Genomic DNA, 19,559 nt, shown 5'->3' on the forward strand with positions numbered 1-19,559 from the left:
GATCAGCCGGGCAGGCGCACGGGCATCAGCAGGTAGAGGTAGCCCGGCGCCACGTTCCCATCCTCGTCCACCGGCTTGAGCAATGCGGGCCGACTGGGTGTGGTGAAGGACAAGTGCGCCCTCGGCGTGCGGACGGCCTGAAGGCCCTCCAGGAGGTACGTCGGGTTGAACGCGATGGTCACCGGGTCGCCGGTGTACTCGACCGGCAGCTCCTCCTCGGCGCTGCCCTCGTCGTCGCCGCCCGCGGACAGGCGCAGGCCGCTGTCCACGAACTCCAGCCGGACCTGCGTGCCGCGCTCGGCGACCAGCGACACGCGCTTGATCGCCTGCACCAGCGCGTCGACCTCGATGATCGCGGCGGCCGAGTGCTCGGTGGGCAGGAGCTGGCGGTACTTCGGGAAGTCGGCGTCGAGCAGCCGGGTGGTCGTGCGGCGGCCCGTGCCGGACAGGCCGAGCAGGCCGTCGTTCGCGGCCAGGGACAGCTCGATCTTCGCGCCGGACGCGCCGAGCGTCTTCGCGGAGTCGTTCAGGGTCTTGGCCGGCACGAGCACGGCGACCTCGCCGAGGGACTCGTTCGGCTCCCACGGGAACTCGCGCATGGCGAGCCGGAAGCGGTCGGTGGCGACCAGCGTCACCTTGCCCTCGCCGATCTCCAGCCGGACGCCGGTCAGCATCGGGAGCGTGTCGTCCTTGCCCGCCGCGACGGCGACCTGGGACACGGCCTCGCCGAAGACCTCGCCCGGGAGCTCACCGGCGAGCTGCGGCATGGACGGCAGCTGCGGGTAGTCCTCGACCGGCATGGTCGGCAGGCTGAAGCGGGCGCTGCCGCAGGAGATCGTCATCCGGGAGCCGTCGACCGCGATCTCGACCGGGTGGTTGGGCAGCGCCTTGGTGATGTCGGCCAGCAGCCGCCCGCTGACGAGCGCCTTGCCGCCGTCGGCGATCGTGGCCGGGACACCGCACTGGGCGGACACCTCGTAGTCGAACCCGGAGACGGTCAGCGCCTCGCCGGAGCCGTCCTCCGCCCCGGCGTCGAGCAGGATTCCGCCGAGCACCGCGACAGGCGGCCTGGACGGCAGGCTGCGGGCGACCCAGGCGACGGCGTCGGCCAGGCCGTCGCGCTCGACGCGGATCTTCATGAGGCGTCCTTCCTCAAGTCGGCATGACCAACAACAGCATGCGTTGCGGTGGGGGTTGGGGAGCCGCGGCCCTCGCCGGATCTTCCGACCCTCGGCGCGGAGGCTCCCCACCGTAGAGCGTCGGGGCCGACTTCGTCACCTCGGGGCCGCCCCGGGGGGAGGCGGTCGCCGAGCGCTCGTCCCCGGGCTCGACCCCCACCTGTTTTTCTTTTGTTCTTCTCTTCAAGGGAAGACAACAGCAACAGCAGTAAGGGCTGTGGATTGTGTGGACAACCGCCGTTCTCGCAGCTCGTCGCCCGCTTGGAGGTGTGGACGGACACGGGGTGTCACCCGGGGACAAGTCGGCGTCCCCGGGGAGAACTGACGGGCTCGTCCGTTCGGTCCACAGGAAGGCCGAGTTGTCCCCGGGTTAATCCCCGGGTGTGGGCCGAGTTGTACCCGGGTGTTGCACAGGGTGAAGGTGGGGCGAATCTCCCCCTACGGGGCACTTTTCCGAGCCTGTGGACAACTCGTGGCCCGCCGTTCACCAGCGCCGTCGTGCGGGGCCGGGCCGTTGCAGCGCCTCGGGAACGCCCTGGACCCGGCCCCGGTGGGGCGGAGGTACCTCACACGGGGGACACGAAACGACCCCCACTGGTCCTTACCCGCACGCCCGGGTGTTCATGCGTGCGAAGTGGGCCGGGGTGGCGTGCGAGGCGTGCCGCACCCGGGTGCCGGCGGCGGGACCGGATCGCACCCGGGTGCGGACCGGACCGTCCCCGGGTGCGGAGCGACCCGCACCCGGGTGCGACGGCGGCACCCGGGTGCGCGAGGGGCCGGCTGTGGGTCGGGCGGAGACCTCGCTGCGGCGGCCGAGCGGACGACGACTCGACCGCCCGCGACGGGGGCTCGGCGCTACCGGCTCGGGTCGGGTCGGCTGACTCGCTCGGCTCGGCCCGAGCTAGCCGGGTGAGGTCGGCTCGGGTGGGGTCGGGCCGACCGCGGCACTCCCGGTTCGGTGCCGGTTGCTTCGAGGGGCTCCGTCCGGGTCGCCGGCGAGCCGGGCTCGGTGAGCACCGGGGTGGGCAGGCGGGGGCGGGCGGAGCGCAGGAGCCGGGCTCAGCCCGAGGTCGGACGCGGGTGGATCAGAGCCGCGCCGGACTCCCCCGGCGATCCGAGGCCCGCCCACCCGTCATCGGAGGTCGGCGGTGCGGGCGGTGGCCGGACAGGCGTCCGCAAGCGTTTGCGGGTGTCAGGGGGTGTGGCGGGCGCGCTGCTTGATGCGCGACGTCAGCTCCTGGACCTGCTCGTAGACCCGGCGGCGCTCAGCCATCTCCTTGCGGATCTTCTTGTCCGCGTGCATGACCGTGGTGTGGTCGCGACCGCCGAAGGTCTGGCCGATCTTCGGCAGAGACAGGTCGGTCAGCTCGCGGCACAGGTACATGGAGATCTGCCGGGCCTGGGCCAGCACCTTGGTCTTGCCCGGCCCGCACAGGTCGTCGATCGACACGCTGAAGAACTCGGCCGTCACGGCCATGATGGTCGGCGCGGTGATCTCCGGGGCGTGCGAGTCCGGGATCAGGTCGCGCAGCACTATCTCCGCCAGCTGCACGTCGACCGGCTGCCGGTTCAGCGACGCGAACGCCGTCACCCGGATCAGGGCGCCTTCGAGCTCGCGGATGTTGCGCTCGATCCGGGCCGCGATGAACTCCAGCACCTCGGCGGGCGCGGCCAGGCGGTCCTGGGCGGCCTTCTTGCGCAGGATGGCGATCCGGGTCTCCAGCTCGGGCGGCTGGATGTCGGTGATCAAACCCCACTCGAACCGGGTCCGCAGCCGGTCCTCCAGCGTCTCCAGCCGCTTGGGCGGCCGGTCGGAGGACACCACGATCTGCTTGTTCGCGTTGTGCAGGGTGTTGAACGTGTGGAAGAACTCCTCCTGCGTGCCTTCCTTGCCCTCCAGGAACTGGATGTCGTCGACCAGCAGCACGTCGATGTCCCGGTACCGGCGCTGGAAGGCGACCTTCCGGTCGTCGCGCAGGGAGTTGATGAAGTCGTTGGTGAACTCCTCGGTCGACACGTACCGCACGCGCATGCCGGGGAACAGCCGCTGCGCGTAGTGCCCCACGGCGTGCAGCAGGTGCGTCTTGCCGAGCCCGGACTCACCCCAGATGAACAGCGGGTTGTAGGCGCGGGCGGGCGCCTCGGCCACGGCCACCGCGGCGGCGTGCGCGAAGCGGTTGGACGCGCCGATCACGAACGTGTCGAAGTTGTACTTCTCGTTCAGCCTGGTCTGCGAGGACGCCGGGTTGGCGGGCCGGGTGTACGGCGTGCCGCTCGGCGCGGCGTGGCCGCCGCTGAACGTGGGCCAGATCTCGGTGACGGCGGCGAGCGCCTCGCCCTCCTCGTCGACCTCCTCACCCTCGCCGTCCGCGTCGCCCTCGGTCTCCGCCTCGACGGCCAGGCCGTTGATCGGGACCGCGCCGGGCGGCGGGCCGGGCAGGGGTCCGGGCACCGGCACGGGGCCGGGCACGGGGATCGGCGCGGTCACGGGGTCGGGCGAGTCGACCTTCACGGCCAGCGACACGGCCCGACCGAGGCGGCGGGACAGGGCGGCGGTGATGGGCTCGCGCAGCGCGCGCTCGATCGCTTCCTTGGCGAAGTCGCTCGGCGCGGCGAGCAGCGCGGTCCCGTCGAGCAGCCCGATGGGTCGGGTCACGCGCATCCAGGCGCGCTGCTGGGGAGACAACGTGCTGGCAGCGAGCTCCTGCACGACCTGCTCCCACACGAGACCCAGATCGGCCTGGTGGTCGGACACCTCCGCGCTCCCCTCCCCTCGTGATGGCTCCGCGGTCAGTCCCCGGGGAACTTCCACGACGTGGACACGGAGAATAGAGGCATCCACAGAGTTATCCACAACTGTGCACGAACGAGGCCCGGAGCGCAGCGGATCCCCCCGTTGCTCCCGAGCACCTGCGGCCGGCCGTGGCGGCGGCTGTCGTCCCTCGTGGGACGGGCCCGCGTCGACGCGCATCCACCCGCGAACGCAGCACGCTAACAAGGTGCGGGCCCTGCCACAAGGCGTACGGGGGCGCAAGCCTTTTCCGCCCCGTGGACGCCTGGCCGGCCGCCGTCCCCGTGCCCGGGTGCGACCCCGATTTGGACCGCGCCCCCGGGGCTGCGTACCCTCGTAACCGTCTCCCGCTTGCGTGGGGTGCTTTTCGCGCGCCTAAGGCTTGTTCGCTGGGGACAACCACAGACCTGCTTGGCAGTTAAGCACCGGGAGTCCGACCGTGAGCAAGGGTAAGCGCACCTTCCAGCCCAACAACCGCCGCCGTGCCAAGACCCACGGGTTCCGGCTGCGCATGCGCACCCGTGCCGGTCGCGCCATCCTGGCCGCGCGCCGTGGCAAGGGCCGCAAGCAGCTGTCCGCCTGATCGCCGCAGCGCCGTGCTACCCGCGGCCAACCGGCTGACCCGCAGCCAGGACTTCGGCCTGGTGGTCCGCCGAGGCCGCCGGGCCGGCCGGCCCCGGCTGGTCGTGCACGTCCTGACGTCGGCGCAGCCCACCTTGGACCCGTCCAAGGTGGGCTTCGTCGTGAGCAAGGCGGTGGGCAACTCCGTGGTCCGCCACCGGGTGAGCCGCAAGCTCCGCCACGTGGTGCGGGACCGCCTCGACGTGCTGCCGCCCGGAACTTCGCTGGTCGTGCGCGCGTTGGCACCGTCAGCCGATGCGGACAGCGCCGAGCTCGGCCGTGACCTCGACGCGGCGCTGCACAAGGTGCTGCGATGACGACCGTCCAGGTGAACCCCGTCGTGCGGGTTCTGCTCCTGCCCGTGCGCTTCTACCGGAAGTTCATCTCGCCGGCGCTGCCCCCGACCTGCCGTTTCCACCCGAGTTGCAGTGCGTATGCGGTGGAGGCGTTGACCGTCCACGGTGCGCTGCGCGGTTCCTGGCTGACCCTGCGCCGGCTGGGCCGCTGCGGACCCTGGCACCCTGGTGGCCTGGACCCGGTTCCGCCGAGGCGAAACGCGGTCCCCGACCTTCCTGCCGAGGAGTAGCTAGTGCTCAACTTCATCTACTACCCGGTGTCCTTCATCCTGTGGTGTTGGCACTGGGTGTTCGGCCACATCTTCGGCGAGTCGAGCGGGTTCGCGTGGGCCCTGGCCGTGGTGTTCCTCGTCTTCACGCTGCGCGCGATCCTGTTCAAGCCGTTCGTCGGCCAGGTCCGCTCGATGCGCAAGATGCAGGAGTTCGCGCCCGAGCTGCAGAAGATCAAGAAGAAGTACGCGAACGACAAGCAGCGCCAGGCGCAGGAGATGCAGAAGCTCCAGTCGGAGCACGGCGTCAACCCGCTGGGCGGCTGCCTGCCGATGCTGGTGCAGATCCCGGTGTTCATCGGCCTGTTCCACGTGCTGCGCTCGTTCCGGCCCGGCTGGGGCGAGGTCTACTTCTTCGACGCCCAGGGCGTGGAGTCGTTCGTCCAGGCGAAGCTGTTCGGCGCGAACCTGTCGACGTTCATCACGATGCCCGCGAGCGAGCTGGCGAACTTCGCCACGGACCGCAACGCGGTGCTGCTGGTGGCCGTCCCGCTGATGATCGTTGCCTCGATCGCGACCCACTTCACCGCGCGCCACTCGGTGGCCCGGCAGACGCAGGCCGCGACGGACAACCCGCAGACGGCGATCATGAACAAGCTGACGCTCTACATCTTCCCGCTGGGTGTGCTCGTCGGTGGCCTCTTCTTCCCCATCGCGATCCTGCTCTACTGGCTGAGCAACAACGCGTGGACGCTGGGCCAGCAGTACGTCGTGTACCACCGCATCGACCGCGAGGAAGAGGCGAAGAAGGTTGAGGCGACCGCGCAGCGGTCCGCGCTCGCGCCCAAGCCGGGCGTGAGGCCGGCGACCAAGCCGAAGCCCGGCCAGAAGCCGCAGCCGCAGCGCAAGCCCGCGGCCGGCCAGTCCGCGCAGCCCGCCGCCGACGCCACGTCGGCACCGGACGCGAGCGGGTCCGCACCGGACGCGAAGCCGTCCACCGAGGTTCCCGGTCTGAGCCCAGACCGATCCCCAAGCAAGAAGCAGGGCAACAAGAAGCGTCGTTGACCCTGGAGAGGAGACATCGTGTCGGAGACGTTGCAGGCGGCCGACGTGGACGCACCGGAGGCCGACCAGGTCCCGCCGGCGCGGTCGGGGAGTTCGGAGGACCTGCTCGTCCAGGAGGGCGACATCGCCGGGGACTACCTCGAGCGACTGTTGGACCTGCTCGACTACGACGGTGACATCGACCTCGACGTCGAGGCGGGTCGGGCCATCGTGAGCATCGACGGCGGTGACGACCTGGAGAAGCTGGTCGGCCCCCGCGGCACGGTCCTGGAGTCGTTGCAGGAGCTGACCCGGCTCGCCGTGCAGCAGGAGACGGGTGTGCGAAGCCGCCTCATGCTGGACATCGCCGGCTGGCGCGCCGGGCGGCGCGCCGAGCTCGCCGACCTCGGCCGCACCACGGCCGAGAAGGTGGTGGCGACGGGCGAGAAGGTGCGGCTGCACCCGATGACGCCGTTCGAGCGGAAGGTCGTGCACGACGCCGTCGCCGCGGTGGCGGGCGTGCACAGCGAGAGCGAGGGCGAGGAGCCGCAGCGCCGCGTGGTGGTGCTGCCGAAGCCCTGAACGGGTTGTGCCGGAACGGCCCCGCTCCCCTGATGGGGATCGGGGCCGTTCTGCGTTCAGCGGGAAGGCCGGGGACGGGTCTCGGCGATTGTGGTCAGCCACGCCCGCTGCTCGTCGGTCTCCGGGACGTCCCGGCCGCGCGCGTCGGCGATCGCCTGCCACGCCGCTTCGGGGGACGCGCCGTCCAGGACGAGGAGGGCGGCGGCGAGCAACGACGAGCGGCCGATGCCGGCCCAGCAGTGCACCAGGACGTGACGACCCGCCCGCAGGTCGCGCAGGAGCGGGTCCAGGTCGGGCGTCGTGGCGGGCACGCCGAAGTCCGGGATCGGCATCCAGTGGAACGTGATGCCGGCGTCCTGCGCGGCCTCGCGCTCGTCGATCAGGTCCAGCTCGGCCAGCTCCGGTTCGGTGAGGGCGCACACGATCACCTCCACGCCGGCCGTGGCCAGGCGATCGATGTGCTCCAGGCCGTACGGGTGCCCCATCGTGCTGAGCGCCCCGGTCTGATCTTGTATATCCGCTCCTCTTCCCTTCGTCGCGTTTCACGTGAAACGGTCGCGGCATGACTGGGAACGTCCGCAACCTCCGGGTCGCCGCCTACGCCGTGATCATCGAAGACGATCGGATGCTGCTCTCCCGCTGGCTCGGTCCGGACCGGCCGAGGTGGATCCTGCCCGGCGGTGGGCTCGACCACGGTGAGGACCCGTACGACGCGGTCGTCCGCGAGGTGTTCGAGGAGACCGGCTACCGCGCCGAGGTCGACCGGCTGCTCGGCATCCAGAACGTGTACGGGCCGATGGTGCGGGACGGGGTGGAGGTGGACTACCACCGCATCCGGATCATGTACGAGGCGCACGTGGTCGGCGGCGAGCTGACCTTCGAGGTGGACGGGAGCACGGACCAGGCGGCGTGGTTCCCGCTCGCCGACGTGCCCGCGCTGGACCACGTCGAGTCGGTCGACTACGCGCTGGAACTCCTGCGCGTGCTCCCGAAGGGCGGTCGGATTGAAAGTTTCACGTGAAACGCGACTCGGATTTGGCGTGTCGCCGGGGTGATCCGTCATAGTGGGGGCCGGCACATCTCGTGGGGCTCACTGCCTCTTGGCGAGACGCCCAACCCCATCGCCCACACCCGGCCGCTGCCGGCGTCCGGTGTGGTTTCACGTGAAACGTCCCGGACGGAGACATGGCCGCAGAGGTGGAAGACCGCGCGAAGAAGGTCTTCGGTGACCACTACGACAAGGCGGTCGCCTTCACGGCACTGCTCACCGAGCACGGCGTCGAACGCGGCCTCATCGGCCCGCGGGAGGTCGACCGGCTCTGGGAGCGCCACATCCTCAACTCGGCCGTCGTGGCGGAGTTGCTGCCCGAAGGCGCACGCGTCGTGGACGTCGGCTCGGGCGCGGGACTGCCAGGCATCCCCCTGGCGATCGCGCGCCCGGACCTCGACCTCACCCTCTTGGAGCCGATGGCCCGGCGGGTGGCGTGGCTGACCGAGTGCGTCGACGCGCTCGGGTTGAAGGTCGCCGTCGTGCGCGGCCGGGCCGAGGAAGGTCCCGTGCGGGAGCGGCTGTCGGACAGCGACGTCGTGACGGCCCGCGCGGTGGCTCCGCTGGAACGGCTGACGCGGTGGTGCCTGCCCCTGCTGCGGCCGGGTGGACGTCTGGTCGCTCTCAAGGGCGAGAGCGCCGCGGAAGAACTGGAACGCGACGCCGAGGCGGTACGTCGGGCCGGAGGCATCCGACCGCGCGTCATCACCTGCGGTGGCGAAGTACTCGAATTGCCGACGACGGTCGTGCTCGTGGAGCGCGATGAGCAGGCGAGCCGCCGTGAAGGCGCGCGTCGCAAGAGGAAGGATCGGTGAACGTGTACCCCGACCCCCTGCAACCGGTGTTCCAAGCGGCCGGTGTTCCACGTGAAACCGAACCTGAAGGTGTGGTGGGCGCGGGCGAAGTGCTCCGTCCTGGATCCAGTCCAGATCTGGCCAACAACGTGGAACCGGCAGGAGACAGCACCGTGTGGACCCCCATCGCGGAAGAAGCGGCACGCGCCACCCGCGTCCTGCACCCCGACTCCCTCCAACTCCCCCGCCCGGACCGTCGGCGCGTCATGGTGGTCGCCAACCAGAAGGGTGGCGTCGGCAAGACGACCAGCACGGTGAACCTGGCCGCCGCGCTCGCCATCCACGGGCTCAAGGTGCTCGTCATCGACCTCGACCCGCAGGGCAACGCGAGCACGGCGCTGGCCGTCGAGCACCGGTCCGGCACGCCGTCGGTGTACGAGGTGCTGATCGGTGAGCTGTCCGTCGCGGAAGCCGCTCAGGTCAGCAACCAGTCCCCCAACCTCTACTGCGTGCCCGCCACGATCGACCTGGCGGGCGCGGAGATCGAGCTGGTGTCGATGGTCGCCCGCGAGTCGCGGTTGAAGGAGGCGCTGAGCCCGGAGGCGCTGGACCCGATCAAGCCGGACTACGTGTTCATCGACTGCCCGCCCTCGCTCGGCCTGTTGACCGTCAACGCGATGGTCGCCGCGCAGGAGGTGCTGATCCCGATCCAGTGCGAGTACTACGCGCTGGAGGGGTTGGGTCAGCTGCTGCGCAACATCGAGCTGGTGCAGGCGCACCTGAACCCGACGCTGAACGTGTCCACGATCCTGCTCACGATGTACGACGGCCGCACGAAGCTGGCCGACCAGGTGACCAGCGAGGTGCGCGGCCACTTCGGCGACACGGTCCTCAAAACGGTGATCCCGCGCAGCGTGAAGGTCTCCGAGGCACCAGGATTCGGTCAGACGGTGCTCACCTACGATCCCGGCTCACGGGGCGCGATGAGCTACCTCGACGCGGCACGGGAGATCGCCGAGTACGGCGCGGAGATGAGGTCGGCATGACGGAACAGCGCAAGGGTGGCCTGGGCCGCGGGCTCGCGGCCCTGATCCCGAGCGGCCCGCCGCCCGGCACGCCGGCGGCGCCGTCGTCGTCACCGGCCCGGGGCGGGTCCAACGGGTCGTCCAGCGGAACGTCCACCCCTGCGCCCTCCCCTGGCCCCACAGGGGAGGTGGCCGGCGCGGTGTACCAGGAGCTGCCGGTCACGGCTATTCGCACGAACCCGAAGCAGCCGCGGCAGGTGTTCGACGAAGAGGCGCTGCGGGAGCTGGAGCACTCGATCCGCGAGTTCGGGCTGATGCAGCCCATCGTGGTGCGGGCGACCGGGACCGACACCTACGAGCTCGTCATGGGCGAGCGGCGGTGGCGGGCCACTCAGCTGGCGGGGTTGAAGACGATCCCGGCGATCGTCCGGCACACCGCCGACGACGTGATGCTGCGGGACGCGCTGCTGGAGAACATCCACCGCGTGCAGCTCAACCCGTTGGAAGAGGCGTCGGCCTACCAGCAGTTGCTGGAGGAGTTCGGCGTGACCCACGAGGAGCTGGCCGATCGGATCGGGCGCAGCCGGCCGGTCGTGACCAACACGATCCGGCTGCTGAAGCTGCCGCTGCCGGTGCAGCGGAGGGTCGCGGCGGGCGTGCTCTCGGCCGGGCACGCGCGGGCGTTGCTGGGGATCGAGGACCCGGGCGTGCAGGAGGAGCTGGCCACCCGGATCGTCGCCGAGGGGATGTCGGTCCGGGCGACCGAGGAAGCGGTCACCCTCGCCAAGGGGGCCGAGCCCACCAAGGCGAAGGCCGCGCGGCGCAAGCCGATGCAGGCGCCCGGGTTGCAGGAGCTGGCCGAGCGGCTGTCGGACAACTTCGACACCCGCGTGAAGGTCGAGCTGGGGCAGCGGAAGGGCCGGATCGTGGTCGAGTTCGGGTCCGTCGACGACCTCGAACGCATCATCCAGCTCATGTCACCCGAAGCCGCCCAGCGTGCGGTGAAAACGGACATTTAGGATTCGTTCGGGGCGCAAGGGATCACCCAGGGGTCTTTTGTCACGGTGACGATGACGGCCCGTGTCCAGTTGGACACGGGCCGTCATCGTTAAGTGAGAGGGCCTAACGGTCGACCGCGCGCTCGACCAACCCCGCGTAGATCTCCCCCAGCGACTGACCGGCCGCCTCCACCGCCATCGGCAGCAGCGAGGTCTCGGTCAGGCCGGGCGAGACGTTCACCTCCAGGAAGTGGACCGTGCCGTCCGGGGCGACGATGGCGTCGGTCCGCGACACGTCCCGCAGTCCGAGCAGCCGGTGCGCGGCGACCGCCAGCTCACCGACCGCCTGCGCCGCTTTGTCGTCCAGCCGGGCGGGAGCGTGGAAGTCGGTAAGGCCGGCCGTGTAGCGGGCGGTGTAGTCGTAGACGCCGTTCTCGGGGACGATCTCGACCGGCGGCAGGGCGTACGGCCCGTCCGGACCGTCCACCACCGCCACCGCGACCTCCACCCCGGCCACGAAGCGCTCGGCCAGGACGGTGTTGCCGTAGGCCAGGCAGCCGACCATCGCGGCGGGCAGCTCGGCGGCATCCCGGACCACGTGCGCGCCGAGCGCCGAGCCGCCCTGGTCCGGCTTGAGCATCAGCGGCAGGCCCAGGCGGTCCACCATGGCGTCCAGCACGGGCTGCGCGCCGAGTTCGCGGAACGTGGCGTGCGGCAGCACGGCCCACTCGGGGGTGGTCAGGCCGGCCCGGGCCAGCTCGGCCTTCGCGGTCGGTTTGTCCCAGGCCCGGCGGCAGGCGCGCGAGTCCGTGCCGACGAACGGGACGTCCATCAGCTCCAGGATCGTCTGGACCGAGCCGTTCTCCCCCTCACCGCCGTGGAGCGCCACCACGACGGCGTCGGGGCGGTGTTCCTTCAGGCGGGTGAGGAGGTTGCCGTCGGCGTCCCACTCCTCCACGACCAGGCCCGCCGAGCGCAGCGCGGCGGACAGCCTGCGACCGGATCGCAAGGACACCTCCCGCTCGTGCGAAAGGCCCCCGGACAGGACTGCGACCCAGCGGTTGGACAACGTGTGCTCCTGATCAAGCGGTGTCGGGCGAGGGGCTGTGCGGTCCCGAGACGGCACGGCCCACGGTCGGGCCGAACGTCTCGTGCAGCTCGATCTCGTCCTTGATGACGTTCGCGAGCCGTCGCACGCCCTCGCGGATGCGTTCGGGCGTCGGGTAGCAGTACGAGATGCGCAGCTGGCGGCTGCCGAGGCCGTCGGCGTAGAAGCCGGTGCCCGACGCGTACGCCACGCGCTGCGTGATGGCGCGCGGCAGCATCGCCTTGGTGTCGATGCCCTCGGGCACGGTCACCCAGACGTAGAAGCCGCCGGTGGGCTTGTTCCACGTGGAACCAAGCGGCATGTGCTGCTCGAGCGACGAGATCGCCGCGTCACGGCGTTCCCGGTAAGCCTCGCGGTAGGTCTTGATCTGACCCTTCCAGTCGTGCGTCGACAGGTAGCGCGACACGATGAGCTGGTTGAGGGTCGGCGGGCACAGGGTGGCCGACTCGGCGGCCAGGACGAGCTTCTCCCGGACCGCGTGCGGCGCCAGGACCCAGCCCACGCGCAGGCCGGCGGCGAAGGTCTTGGAGAACGAGCCGAGGTAGACCACGTTGTCCGGGTCGGTCGAGCGCAGCGCCGGGTAGGTGACGCCGTCGAAGCCCAGCAGGCCGTACGGGTTGTCCTCGACCACGAGGATGCCGTGCGCCCGGCAGATCTCCAGCACCTCGGCGCGCCGCTGCACGGCGAGCGTGACGCCGGCCGGGTTGTGGAAGTTCGGGATCGTGTAGAGGAACTTGATCCGGCGGCCGGAGCGCTCCACCGCGGCGATGGCCTCGCGCAGGGCCTCCGGCATGAGGCCATCGGCGTCCATGCCCACGTGGACGACCTGGGCCTGGTAGGCGGCGAAGGAACCGAGCGCGCCCACGTACGACGGGCCCTCGGCCAGCACGACGTCACCGGGGTCGCAGAAGATGCGGGTGACCATGTCCAGGCCCATCTGGGAGCCGACGGTCACCACGACGTCGTCCGGGTGGGCGTTGATGCCCTCCAAGGCCATCACGTCGCAGATCTGCTCACGCAGCTCGGGCACGCCGTGCGCGCTGCCGTACTGGAGCGCGACGAGCCCTTCCGTGGCCACGACGTCGGCCACTTCCGCGCTGAGGGACTCCAGCGGCAGTGCTGCCAGGTGGGGCATCCCTCCCGCCAGGGACACCACCTCAGGCCGGCTCGCCACCGCGAAGAGCGCCCGGATCTCCGATGCCGTCATGCCCGCCGTCCGCGCCGCGTACCGGCGCAGGTGGGGGTCGAGGCTTCTGGCTCCCTGCTTGGGAGGCTGTCCGGGTAGGTTCACGGGAAACTCCGTAGGTGGGCGTTACCGGCGGGTTTGTTCCCGCCCGAGTGTAACGGCCGTCCCGTTCGGGGCATCTGCCTTCCGGGCGGGGGTCACATCCGCCTATCCTCGTGGGGGGATGTGTTCGGGGGCTTGGAGGTCGGGGTGTCGCGTCGTGTCGTGGGCGTCACCTTGGACAACCTGGAGCACCTCTCCAAGCACAGCCGGACCTGCGTGTTCTGGGAGCTCGCGCCCCATCTGAAGGAGCAGGCCGAGGAGTTCGGGGACACCGAGTTCGAGAAGGAGGCTTGGGTCTCCAGCGTGCTGTTGGAGTGGGGTTCCTGCGGTCGGATCATCTACCTGGACGGGATTCCCGCAGGCTCGGTGTTCTACGCACCCCCCGCGGCCGTGCCGAGGTCCTTGGCCTTCCCCACCTCCCCCGCCAGTCCCGACGCCGTGCTGATGACCGGTCTCGAAGTGCTGCCGGAGTTCCGCGGGGGTGGTCTCGGGCGGGTGCTGGTGCAGACCGTGGCCAAGGACCTCACCCGGCGCGGCGTGAAGGCGATCGAGGCGTTCGGCGACAACCGGCCGGAGGTCGACGGGCCGAGCTGCGTGACGCCGGCCGACTTCCTGCTCCAGGTGGGCTTCAAGACGGTGCGACCCCACCCCCGCTGGCCGCGGCTGCGGCTGGAGCTGCGCAGCGCGTCGTCGTGGAAGGAAGACGTCGAAGCGGCGCTGGAGCGGCTGCTCAGCTCGGTGTCGGTGTCGACCGCGGCGGAACCGAGTTTCAAGCCCGTGTGATCTGCTCCCTGAGCTGGTGTTTTCTTCGCTCGGGTTGACATGCAGGTGAATGACTGCATAACGTGCCGTGTGGACAAGGTGTTCAAGGCCCTGGCCGACGAGACGCGCCGGTACCTGCTCGACCGCCTGCACGAGGAGAACGGCCAGACCCTCGGCGAGCTGTGCGCCCGCCTGGGCATGGCCCGGCAGTCCGTCAGCCAGCACCTGGCCGTGCTGGAGGCGGCGAACCTCGTCACCACCGTGCGCCGCGGCCGGGAGAAGCTGCACTACCTCAACCCGGTGCCGCTGCACGAGGTGCAGGAGCGGTGGGTCGACAAGTTCGAGCGGCCCCGGTTGCGGCTGCTCGGTGACGTGAAACGACGAGCGGAGGAACCGGTGAAGCCGGAGTTCGTGTACGTGACGTACATCGAGAGCACGCCCGAACGGGTGTGGGAGGCCCTCACGGACGCGGACGTCACCGCGCAGTACTGGGGGCACCGCAACGTCTCGGACTGGCAGCCGGGGTCGCCGTGGGCGCACCGGCGCGCGGACGGGTCGGACGTGGACGACGTGGTGGGCCAGGTCGTCGAGGCGGACCCGCCCCGGCGCCTGGTGACGACGTGGGCCGACCCGGCGGAGCCGTCGGTCACCTCCACCGTCACCTTCCGCATCGACGCGTACGGCGGGATCGTGCGGCTGACCGTGACGCACGAGGGCCTGGCCGACGAGGCGGAACGCGCTCAGGCGGCGTCCGGCTGGGCGGCCGTGCTGTCGAACCTGAAGTCGCTGCTGGAGACCGGGCACGTGCTGCCGGGCATCCCGTGGGAGATGCCCGCGCACGTCGACTAGAAGCGGTCGATCTCGCAGTTCTCCAGCGTGCCGCCCTGGAACAGGTCGAGGGCCTGCTCGCTCACCACGAGCTGGCCCTGGTCGGTCACGCCGAGGTCGTCCACCCCCGCCTGGCCGGTCACCTCGAGCCAGTGGAACGTGGGCACCTCCCGGCCCTCCAGCAGCTCCTGCGCCTCGTCCGACAGCGTCACCGTGGCGCGGCGGACGCGGAACGCGTCCAGGCCGCTGTCGACGAGCGTGTCGGCCAGGTCGTCGGTCACCAGGTACACCGGGAACGCCTCGACCAGGTCGTCACCGGTCCAGTCGGTGATCTCGTAGTGCACCGCTTCGATGCGCGGCGGCTGGGCCGCGGCGTCGATCACGGTCCCCTCGTCCAACACGCCGGCGACCTCGGGTTCGAGGCGGTAGAACTCCATCGTGCTCCTCACCGGCGGGCGCCGGCCAATAAGATCGACTCGTGGACGTGGGGGTCGAGATCCAGCGCGAGGTACTCGCGATCATCGAGGGCTCGCGGGACTTCGTGAAGATTCGCACACTGCTCGACGGCTGGCAGGCCCAGGGCATCCCGGCCGAGCAGCTGGTCGACGAGCTCACCGACCTGATGCTGGACCTGCGCGCCCAGAACCGGGCCGACGACGAGGACGCCGTCGCCCGGGTGGTGGACGTCCTGACGGGTTACTAGGACCGCCTACCGGAGCTTGCCGGTGGCCACCTCGTGCCGCAGCAGGTCGTCCATGGTGAACGTGCCGGTCGGCTGGTCGTCCTTGCCGAGCAGGTACAGGCGCTTGACCGCGACCAGGATGCCCTCCGCGACCACGTCGCGGAACGACGGGTTCGCCAGGCGCCGGCGGTCGCCCGCGTTGGTCAGGTAGCCCACCTCGACCCGGACCGCCGTGCAGCGGGTCATCCGCAGCATGTCCCAGGTCTTGGGGTGCGTGCGGCAGTCGAGCATGCCCGTCCGCGCCACGATCTCGCGCTGGATGAACCCGGCCAGCGCCTCGCCGACCGTCGACGACGTGCCGTTGCCCGTGCCGAAGTGGAACGTCGCCACGCCCGACGCCAGCGGCGAGGCGTTGCGGTCGGTGTGCAGGGACAGGATCAGGTCCGCGCCCGCCTCGTTGGCGAAGCGCGCCCGTTCGCCCTCGTCCGGGTTGTGGTTCGGGCCGCGCGTGAGCAGGGCCTCCATGCCGGTGGCGGCCATCTTGCCCTCGAGCAGCCTGGCCAGGTCCAGCATCACGTCGGCCTCGGACACGCCGTCGACCACGACGCCGCGGTCCTCGCCGCCGTGACCGGGGTCGATGATGATCCGCTTGCCGGACAGCCTCGGCCCGGCCCGGCGGACCCGCTCCTGCTCGCGCAGGAACACCGGCCGGCCGCCGCGCACCTTGGGCTGGAGCTGGCGCAGCGCGCGGACCGTGTCGGGACCGCACATGCCGTCCACGATCAGGCCGTAGTCGCGCTGGAAGCTGCGCAGGGCCTGCTCGGTCTGCTGACCGAACTCGCCGTTGGCCCGCCCGGCGTCGTAGCCCAGCTCCAGCAGGCGCTCCTGCAACGCGAACACGTCGTCGCCGGTCACCGGCTGCGCCATGAGGAACGCGAGCGGGCGGTCACCGAGGCGGTACGTCGCGTCGCGCAGCGCGCGGTAGGTGGCGGGACCGACGACGCCGTCGGTGATCAGGCCCCGCTGCTGCTGGAACGCGCGCACCGCGTGCTCGACCGGCAGGTCGAACACCTGGGACGGCTGCGGATCGGACAGCAGACCGAGTTTCGTCAGCGTTGCCCTGACCTCGGCGACGTCCGGACCGAAATCCCCGCGGCGGAGTAGCAGCATGCACCCCTCGCTCACTAAGGCGCCGACATCCGTCGACGCGAACTTGACGCCCTATTGTGCCTTGCTCGCGCCGATGCCACGGACGGGGCTACTCCGAGTGGTCACGGCTCCACAAACGAGTGACCCGTCCGTCTTCCGCAGAGACGGACGGGTCACCCGGTTGGTCGTACTCAGAGCACGTCGGACAGGTCCTTGAGCAGCGCCGCCTTCGGCTTCGCGCCCACGATCTGCTTCACCGGCTTGCCGCCCTGGAACAGGATCATGGTCGGCACCGACATGATCTGGTAGTCCCGCGCGATCGACGGGTTGGCGTCGATGTCGAGCTTCGCGATGGTGATCTTGTCGGGGTGCTCGGCGGCGATCTCCTCGAGCACCGGCGCGACCATCTTGCACGGGCCGCACCAGGTCGCCCAGAAGTCGACCAGAACCGGCTTCTCGCTGGTCAGCACGTCGTCGGTGAACGTCTGAGCGGTCGTGACCACGGGGGTGCCTGCCATGTCGTTCTTCTCCCTCACAGAAAGTCGGTTCAGCTGGTGGTGACGGGCTCGCCGTAGCCGCCGCCGACGTGCTCGGCGGTGACGGCGGCCTCCGTGGTCCCGTGCTCGGCGAGCCAGCGCTCCGCGTCGATCGCGGCGGCGCAACCCGAGCCGGCGGCGGTGATCGCCTGGCGGTAGGTGTGGTCGACGAGGTCGCCCGCGGCGAACACGCCGTTCACGTTCGTGTGAGTCGTGCGGCCGATGACCTGGACGTAACCCTCGCCGTCCAGCTCGACCTGGCCCTTGACCAGCTCACTTCGCGGGTCGTGGCCGATCGCGACGAAGAAACCGGTGAACGGGTGCTCGGTGACCTCACCCGTCCGGGTGTCACGGGTCTTCACGCCTGCCACCGTGCCGGAGTCCTGGCCCAGCACCTCGACCACCTCGGCGTTGAGCAGCCACTTGATCTTCTCGTTGCTCCGCGCGCGCTCCAGCATGATCTTGGAGGCGCGGAACTCCTCGCGGCGGTGGATGATCGTGACGGACCGGGCGAACTTGGTCAGGAACGTCGCCTCCTCCATCGCCGAGTCGCCGCCGCCGATCACCGCGATGTCCTGGTCGCGGAAGAAGAAGCCGTCGCAGGTGGCGCAGGCCGACACGCCGCGGCCGAGCAGCTCCTGCTCGCCGGGGACGTGCAGGTAGCGGGCCGCCGCGCCCATGGCCAGGATGACCGCGCGGGCGGCGTAGCGCTTGCCGTTCGCGGTGACGTACTTGACCGGGCCGTCCAGCTCGAGGGCCTCGACGTCCTCCGCGCGCAGCTCGGCGCCGAAGCGCTTGGCCTGCTCCCGCATCTGCTCCATGAGGTCGGGGCCCATGATGCCGTCGCGGAAACCGGGGTAGTTCTCGACTTCGGTCGTGGTCATCAGCGCGCCGCCGTACTGCGAGCCCTCGAACACCAGCGGTTCGAGCTGGGCACGCGCCGCGTAGACCGCCGCGGTGTACCCGGCGGGCCCCGATCCCACGACGATCAGGTTCCGAACGTCCGACACCCTCGACCTCCGTTAGTCGTTGACGGACCTGGATCACCAGGCCCGGCACTTCGCACAACGGATCGTAGGGTGCGGTAATTCCACCCCTTCACGGTGAGTTGGGCAACGCCGCCGGGCTACGGCTCGATCGTGCTGTTCGCCAGGACCCCGTCGGGGTTGTCCGGACCGCAGGTGCGCGGGTCGACCACCACGATCCGGTACGCGCCGGGAGTGCCCGCGGGCAGGATCGCCATCACGGCCGGCTTGTCGTCCAGCGTGATGGGGCTGACCCCGAGCGGCTTGCCCGCCGTGATGTTCGCGCCGCGCAGGCAGTCGGCCAGCTTCTCCTGGTTCTCCAGCGGGCCGTAGTTCTGCGCCTTGAGCACGTCGCCGACGACCGGGCCGAAGTTCTCGTCGCGGACCGCGGGCATGTCGCCGCTGCCGGGCGGTCGGGCGCTGGCGGACACCGGCGTGTCCTGGGTCTTGTCCTCCTGCGCGATGCCGCCGTCGTTCGCGGTGGTGTCCCGCGGGATCGCCATCACGGCGACGCCCACGGCGACCGCCGCCGCCGCGAGGAGCCCCGCGCCCCAGCCGAGCCGCTTGGCGCGCCGGGCCTTGGCCTGCGCGAAGTCGATGACCGGTGCGCTCGGGCGCGCCTCCTCGGCCAGCGCCGCGTCGATCCGCTCGGCCACGTGGCGCGGCATCGGGATGGGCGGCAGGTTGTGCAGGTCCTCGAGCGTCGCGTCGAGGGCGGCCAGGATCGCCTGGGCCTCGGGGTCGTTCTCGACCAGCGGCCGCAGCTCGGCCTCGGTCCGCGGGTCCAGAGCCCCCGCGTGCAGATCAGCCAGCAGGTCGACGGACCACGGCGGCCCTGAACGCCGCGCATTGCCGGTCATCGTTCCTCCAACTGACGTCCCTGTTGCACCTGCACATCGTTCAGTGGGACGTTCGCATCTGCACCCTGGTTCCGGAGGTGCCCCAGAACTTTGGCGAGCTTGGCCCGCCCGCGGGCGCACCGCGACTTCACGGTGCCCTCCGCGATGCCCAGCAGCTGGGCCGTTTCCGCCACCGAGTAGCCCTCCACGTCGACCAGCACGATCGGGGCCCGCTGCTCCTCGGGGAGCTCGTTGAGGGCGGCCTGGACCACCAGGCGGGTCTCGCGCTCGGCCATCGCGTCGCGCGGCGCCACCGGCTCGCCGGGGCCCGCCTCGGGCAGCGGCACGGTCGGCCTGGTTTGTCGCCTGCGCATCCGGTCCAGGCAGGCGTTGACGACTATTCGGTGCAGCCAGGTCGTGACCTGGGACTCGGCCCGGAAGCTGGCGGCGGCGCGGAAGGCCGAGATGAACGCCTCCTGCAACGCGTCCGCGGCCTCTTCGGGGTCGCGCAACGTGCGCAGCGCGACGGCCCACATGCGATCCCGGTGCCTGCGCACGAGCTCGGAGAAGGCGTGCGGGTCACCCGCGGCGTGCGCCGTGATGAGGTCTGCGTCCGAGCTGGCTGCGGCGGTCACGCGGGGAGCCTATCGGGCTGGGACAACCGCACTCCGCTCACCTTCGCGGTGGACGCGCGCG

The 19,559-nt window shown here is 70.7% G+C and carries 23 protein-coding genes; 12 read left to right on the forward strand and 11 right to left on the reverse strand.

What is annotated here, in order from left to right; all coding sequences use genetic code 11:
• Positions 1 to 2 precede the first annotated feature (2 nt).
• The gene (gene dnaN, locus ACIQMJ_RS05215) at positions 3 to 1,139 is read right to left on the reverse strand and encodes a DNA polymerase III subunit beta (RefSeq protein ID WP_499759707.1); all 1,137 of its coding nucleotides are present in this window, start codon (positions 1,137 to 1,139) and stop codon (positions 3 to 5) included.
• A 1,231-nt stretch (positions 1,140 to 2,370) separates the two neighbouring features.
• A complete protein-coding gene (gene dnaA, locus ACIQMJ_RS05220) occupies positions 2,371 to 3,933 on the reverse strand; it encodes a chromosomal replication initiator protein DnaA (protein ID WP_499759708.1) in 1,563 nt (520 codons plus the stop codon).
• A 475-nt stretch (positions 3,934 to 4,408) separates the two neighbouring features.
• Here dnaA and rpmH point away from each other — a divergent pair, with 475 nt between their 5' ends.
• The 5 genes from rpmH to ACIQMJ_RS05245 are packed head-to-tail and all read left to right on the forward strand — an operon-like array spanning position 4,409 to position 6,781.
• The gene (gene rpmH, locus ACIQMJ_RS05225; protein ID WP_073897783.1) at positions 4,409 to 4,552 is read left to right on the forward strand and encodes a 50S ribosomal protein L34; all 144 of its coding nucleotides are present in this window, start codon (positions 4,409 to 4,411) and stop codon (positions 4,550 to 4,552) included.
• 13 nt (positions 4,553 to 4,565) lie between these two features.
• Complete coding sequence (gene rnpA / locus ACIQMJ_RS05230) at positions 4,566 to 4,907, forward strand: ribonuclease P protein component (RefSeq protein ID WP_387484829.1); 342 nt, start codon at positions 4,566 to 4,568, stop codon at positions 4,905 to 4,907.
• Positions 4,904 to 5,176 (forward strand): membrane protein insertion efficiency factor YidD, encoded by a 273-nt coding sequence (gene yidD, locus ACIQMJ_RS05235; RefSeq protein WP_073897786.1) that lies wholly within the window; start codon positions 4,904 to 4,906, stop codon positions 5,174 to 5,176. The genes rnpA and yidD overlap by 4 nt, the downstream gene beginning before the upstream one ends.
• Before the next feature lie 3 nt (positions 5,177 to 5,179).
• A complete protein-coding gene (yidC, locus tag ACIQMJ_RS05240; RefSeq protein WP_499759709.1) occupies positions 5,180 to 6,220 on the forward strand; it encodes a membrane protein insertase YidC in 1,041 nt (346 codons plus the stop codon).
• An 18-nt stretch (positions 6,221 to 6,238) separates the two neighbouring features.
• Positions 6,239 to 6,781: a Jag family protein gene (locus tag ACIQMJ_RS05245; protein ID WP_141979845.1), complete on the forward strand. Its 543-nt coding sequence runs from the start codon at positions 6,239 to 6,241 to the stop codon at positions 6,779 to 6,781.
• A gap of 56 nt (positions 6,782 to 6,837) precedes the next feature.
• On the opposite strand, the gene ACIQMJ_RS05250 is transcribed toward ACIQMJ_RS05245, so the two are convergent.
• On the reverse strand, positions 6,838 to 7,296 hold the full coding sequence (locus ACIQMJ_RS05250; protein ID WP_499760251.1) for a phosphatase domain-containing protein: 459 nt from the start codon (positions 7,294 to 7,296) through the stop codon (positions 6,838 to 6,840).
• Positions 7,297 to 7,343: 47 nt separating this feature from the next.
• Between ACIQMJ_RS05250 and ACIQMJ_RS05255 the strand changes: the two genes are divergently transcribed.
• From ACIQMJ_RS05255 to ACIQMJ_RS05270, 4 genes are all read left to right on the forward strand, one after another.
• Positions 7,344 to 7,802 carry an NUDIX domain-containing protein gene (locus ACIQMJ_RS05255; protein ID WP_499759710.1) on the forward strand — a complete coding sequence of 153 codons (459 nt, stop codon included), beginning with the start codon at positions 7,344 to 7,346 and terminating at the stop codon, positions 7,800 to 7,802.
• 164 nt (positions 7,803 to 7,966) lie between these two features.
• Positions 7,967 to 8,644: a 16S rRNA (guanine(527)-N(7))-methyltransferase RsmG gene (rsmG, locus tag ACIQMJ_RS05260; protein ID WP_499759711.1), complete on the forward strand. Its 678-nt coding sequence runs from the start codon at positions 7,967 to 7,969 to the stop codon at positions 8,642 to 8,644.
• A 116-nt stretch (positions 8,645 to 8,760) separates the two neighbouring features.
• Positions 8,761 to 9,669 carry a ParA family protein gene (locus tag ACIQMJ_RS05265; protein ID WP_387488104.1) on the forward strand — a complete coding sequence of 303 codons (909 nt, stop codon included), beginning with the start codon at positions 8,761 to 8,763 and terminating at the stop codon, positions 9,667 to 9,669.
• Positions 9,666 to 10,667: a ParB/RepB/Spo0J family partition protein gene (locus tag ACIQMJ_RS05270; protein ID WP_499759712.1), complete on the forward strand. Its 1,002-nt coding sequence runs from the start codon at positions 9,666 to 9,668 to the stop codon at positions 10,665 to 10,667. Before ACIQMJ_RS05265 ends, ACIQMJ_RS05270 begins: the two co-directional genes overlap by 4 nt.
• Before the next feature lie 103 nt (positions 10,668 to 10,770).
• Here ACIQMJ_RS05270 and ACIQMJ_RS05275 read toward each other — a convergent pair whose 3' ends face one another.
• Together ACIQMJ_RS05275 and ACIQMJ_RS05280 are read right to left on the reverse strand one after the other, a co-directional pair.
• The gene (locus tag ACIQMJ_RS05275; RefSeq protein WP_499759713.1) at positions 10,771 to 11,715 is read right to left on the reverse strand and encodes a D-alanine--D-alanine ligase family protein; all 945 of its coding nucleotides are present in this window, start codon (positions 11,713 to 11,715) and stop codon (positions 10,771 to 10,773) included.
• A 13-nt stretch (positions 11,716 to 11,728) separates the two neighbouring features.
• Positions 11,729 to 13,045 (reverse strand): aminotransferase-like domain-containing protein, encoded by a 1,317-nt coding sequence (locus ACIQMJ_RS05280; RefSeq protein WP_499759714.1) that lies wholly within the window; start codon positions 13,043 to 13,045, stop codon positions 11,729 to 11,731.
• 144 nt (positions 13,046 to 13,189) lie between these two features.
• On the opposite strand from ACIQMJ_RS05280, the gene ACIQMJ_RS05285 reads away from it, so the two are divergent.
• Positions 13,190 to 13,825, forward strand: coding sequence for a GNAT family N-acetyltransferase (locus tag ACIQMJ_RS05285; RefSeq protein ID WP_387484852.1), 636 nt, complete (start codon positions 13,190 to 13,192; stop codon positions 13,823 to 13,825).
• Between the two features lie 69 nt (positions 13,826 to 13,894).
• On the forward strand, positions 13,895 to 14,653 hold the full coding sequence (locus tag ACIQMJ_RS05290) for an ArsR/SmtB family transcription factor (protein ID WP_499759715.1): 759 nt from the start codon (positions 13,895 to 13,897) through the stop codon (positions 14,651 to 14,653).
• On the opposite strand, the gene ACIQMJ_RS05295 is transcribed toward ACIQMJ_RS05290, so the two are convergent.
• Positions 14,650 to 15,069 (reverse strand): hypothetical protein, encoded by a 420-nt coding sequence (locus tag ACIQMJ_RS05295; protein WP_499759716.1) that lies wholly within the window; start codon positions 15,067 to 15,069, stop codon positions 14,650 to 14,652. The genes ACIQMJ_RS05290 and ACIQMJ_RS05295 overlap by 4 nt on opposite strands.
• 41 nt (positions 15,070 to 15,110) lie before the next feature.
• On the opposite strand from ACIQMJ_RS05295, the gene ACIQMJ_RS05300 reads away from it, so the two are divergent.
• Positions 15,111 to 15,335 (forward strand): hypothetical protein, encoded by a 225-nt coding sequence (locus ACIQMJ_RS05300; protein ID WP_499759717.1) that lies wholly within the window; start codon positions 15,111 to 15,113, stop codon positions 15,333 to 15,335.
• A 6-nt stretch (positions 15,336 to 15,341) separates the two neighbouring features.
• Here the strand turns inward: ACIQMJ_RS05300 and ACIQMJ_RS05305 are convergent, their stop codons facing one another.
• From ACIQMJ_RS05305 to sigM, 5 genes are all read right to left on the reverse strand, one after another.
• Positions 15,342 to 16,484: an N-acetylmuramoyl-L-alanine amidase gene (locus ACIQMJ_RS05305; protein WP_499759718.1), complete on the reverse strand. Its 1,143-nt coding sequence runs from the start codon at positions 16,482 to 16,484 to the stop codon at positions 15,342 to 15,344.
• 170 nt (positions 16,485 to 16,654) lie between these two features.
• Entirely contained in the window at positions 16,655 to 16,981 is a 327-nt protein-coding gene (trxA, locus tag ACIQMJ_RS05310) for a thioredoxin (RefSeq protein ID WP_499759719.1), read from the reverse strand.
• 29 nt (positions 16,982 to 17,010) lie between these two features.
• Positions 17,011 to 18,009, reverse strand: a complete 999-nt coding sequence (gene trxB / locus ACIQMJ_RS05315; RefSeq protein WP_499759720.1) for a thioredoxin-disulfide reductase — start codon at positions 18,007 to 18,009, stop codon at positions 17,011 to 17,013.
• A 116-nt stretch (positions 18,010 to 18,125) separates the two neighbouring features.
• Entirely contained in the window at positions 18,126 to 18,884 is a 759-nt protein-coding gene (locus tag ACIQMJ_RS05320) for an RsmA family anti-sigma factor (RefSeq protein WP_499759721.1), read from the reverse strand.
• Positions 18,881 to 19,498, reverse strand: coding sequence for an RNA polymerase sigma factor SigM (sigM, locus tag ACIQMJ_RS05325; protein WP_499759722.1), 618 nt, complete (start codon positions 19,496 to 19,498; stop codon positions 18,881 to 18,883). Before sigM ends, ACIQMJ_RS05320 begins: the two co-directional genes overlap by 4 nt.
• Positions 19,499 to 19,559 lie beyond the last annotated feature (61 nt).

This window comes from Actinosynnema sp. NPDC091369 (assembly GCF_044757065.1).
Taxonomy (GTDB): Bacteria; Actinomycetota; Actinomycetes; order Mycobacteriales; family Pseudonocardiaceae; genus Actinosynnema.